This window comes from uncultured Granulicatella sp. (assembly GCF_963528315.1).
Lineage (GTDB): Bacteria > Bacillota > Bacilli > Lactobacillales > Aerococcaceae > Granulicatella.
In genome coordinates this window covers 1-3197 of sequence record NZ_CAURVV010000078.1, presented here as the reverse complement: position 1 = coordinate 3197, position 3197 = coordinate 1, and the positions used below count along the sequence as shown (strand labels likewise).

The following is a 3197-nucleotide window of genomic DNA, read 5'->3' as shown; positions in this document are numbered from 1 at the left end:
TAAAGACTTAATTTGGTGTTAAATTTTATTCACCAACAGAATTTGTCGATGAGCCTTTTTACTTTACAAACATGTAAGCGCAAACAATATTGTTTGACTCTATCATTTAAAGGTGTTAATCTTGGGTAAAAAAGCGTATTCTTATAAGGAGGATATACAATGGAATTTAAAAAACGTGGATGGAATTGGAAGCTTGTGGGAGCTTCCGCAATCGTCTTAATGACATTACTTTCTAATGGAGGAGTGCAAGCAGAGGAAACTAGTTCAACTACTGTTACAACACCAACGAGTGAAGTAACAACTCCTAAAGTTGGAGAAGATAGTGCAGCTACTTCAAAACCAACATTAGAAGAGAAAGGAAAACCTAATTTTGCGAATCGACAAGTAACGAAAAAAGAAGCAGTATTAGAACTATTACAATGGGCAGATACAACCCAAAAATTAATTGGACAAACTGAAAGTGATCAATTACGATTTGCAGAAAGCTTAGGTTTGATTCAACCAGGTGAAGATATTTCTCAAGTGATTACAGAATTTGATTCATTAGTTTCAATCGCTCAAAAATTGCATGATGCTTATCGTGCTGAAAAGAAATCACCTCTATTTTTAAATGGGAAAGCTCAACCAATTTTTCCTTATTCAACAGGTCAGTTAAATCCAGAGGAGTATTCATTTGATAAAAGTGATATTGTTCGTTTTCCGGTATTTGTCGAAACAGATTATGATACAGATGGAGATGGAAAACGTGACCTTGTTAAAGCAATCGTTCAAATGCCTAAAGCGGTAGCGCAAGGGGATTACAAAGCTTCTACCATTTTTGAAGCAAGACCTTATGTAGCAGGAACATTAGATGAGAACCATGTAACATTAGAAAGTCATAATTTACCAACGGATGGTACTTATGATATGAATTGGTTGCGATTAAAACCGAAACGTAGAGTACCTGCTGGTGTACAATCTACTCTTGAAGCAGCTAAAAATGCAAGTTCTTCTTCTTGGTATTATTATAATGAGTGGGAAGGATTTAATGATTTTGAAGATTTAAACTGGTATGATTATTTCTTAATTCGTGGTTATGTATTTGTTTCAAGTGCAGGTTTAGGAACAAAAGAATCAGAAGGATATAATACTGTTGGATCTGATTTAGAAATTGGCGCATTTAAAAATATTATTCAATGGATTAACGGTAAAAGAAGAGCCTATACTGATAGAGAAAATAATATCGAAATTAAAGCAGATTGGGCAAATGGAAATGTCGGCATGACAGGTTTATCTTGGGCAGGTACTTCTACTTTCGGAGTAGGAGCAACAGGAGTTTCTGGATTAAAAACAATTGTACCAGCTGCAGGGATTGTTTCTTGGTATGATTACTTTAATAGTCAAGGAACACCATATAGTTCTGAACCTTTTAGTAACTTATCTTGGTTATCTATTTATGTAACAAGTCGTATGTTTGAACAAGAAGATTGGTATAAGATTTGGAATAATTATTCTTCTTATATTAATCAATTAAATCATGATCAAAATACTCATGAACATTTCTATAGTGATGTTTGGAAAGAAAGAGATTATACACTTTCTCCTCAATTAAAAGTTCCAGCATTATTAGTTCATGGTTTAAATGATGATAATGTAAAAACAAAACATGTTGAATTAATGTATCAAGCGTTGAAAAAAGCTGGAGTATTAACAAAAATGTATCTTCACCAAGGGGATCATATTTATCCAGCAGCAATGTCTCATAATTTTGGTACCCAACGAAATGGTCAAGATTACTATGATTTATTAAATGAATGGTTCTCTCATTTCTTATATAATGTAGATAATAAAGTAGAATCACTACCACCGGTGATGGTTCAAGATAATAATAATGTGAATCATTGGACAGAATATAGCAGCTGGGAAAGTGAACATCAATTAGTATTAAAAGCAGATAATAAAGAAAAAGAAACAGTTATTTCTAGTGATTATGCTAGTGCAAAATTAGATAAAGAAAATCGCTTTGAAAAGATTTCAAGAGTTTCTTCAAAATCGAATGCAAGTTATGCAGCAGAAGTGACTGAAGATGTAACGATTAAAGGGAATATTCCAGTTACCTTCAAAGCAGCCCTTGAAAAAGGAGAAGGCCATAATTTCCAAATGTATGGAGTATTAATGGATGTTTCAGATAAAGAATTCGATGCGGTAGTAGATGGTAGTGCAAATGATTCTGGTCTACAAGGTGCATTTTGGCAAGGTGGAACACTTCAAAACTTAGATGTGAAGAATTTCAAGACCGCTCCTACGAAACAAAAAGTTATCGCAAAAGGTTGGATTAACTTAGCAAGTCCAAACTCTAAATATGAGTCAAGTTCTTCAACAGATTTTATTGAACCAAAAGTTGGAGAATTTCATGAGTATACAATGTATTTACAACCAAATGTATATAAAGTTGAAAAAGGACATCGTTTAGTTTTAGTTTTAAATCCTTATGATTTAAGTGATTTATCGATTGAAAAAGAATATCAAATTCGTCTTCAAACAGAATCTATTCAAGCAGTTTTACCAGTTGTTGAAAAAGATGCTACACTAACTGCAAAATACTTACCAATTAAAGATGTTATTGAAGAAAAAGGTGAACCAGAAGTTCAACCTGCATTACCAGAATTTAAAGGTGGAGTTAATGGAGAACTAGCTGTACAACCAGAATTGTCAGAAGGTGTAGTAACAGAAAAGGGCGAACCTGAAGTACGACCAGCATTACCAGAAGCAGAGATTCCTACAACAGAAGCGGTGAGAACTTCACAAGGAAATACTAGTGTGTCAACTCCAACTAAAAAAGTCGGATTCCAAGGGGAGTACTATTATGATGAAAATGGACAAAAAGTAACAGATAAATGGATTTATGATGAACAACATCAAAAATGGTACTATTTCAAACAAGATGGAACATCTGCTAAAAACACTTGGAAAGATGATTATTACTTGAAAAATGATGGTACAATGGCAGCAAGTGAATGGATATATGATGAAAATTACAGTTCATGGTATTACTTAAAAGAAGATGGTAAATATGCTCGTAATGAATGGTTCTATTATAAGAATGGATGGTATTATTTAAATGAAACAGGAGCTATGGAAAAAGGTTGGTTAGAAGTTTCTAATAAATGGTACTATTTAGATCAAGATGGAAAAATGGAAACAGGTTGGGTTCAAGT

The 3197-nt window shown here is 33.2% G+C and carries 1 protein-coding gene; it reads left to right on the top strand.

Annotated features, from left to right (window positions below):
- Window positions 1-159: 159 nt before the first annotated feature.
- Window positions 160-3197 (top strand): CocE/NonD family hydrolase (locus RYK07_RS08905; RefSeq protein ID WP_314853501.1); only part of this gene is annotated, 3038 nt, incomplete at its 3' end.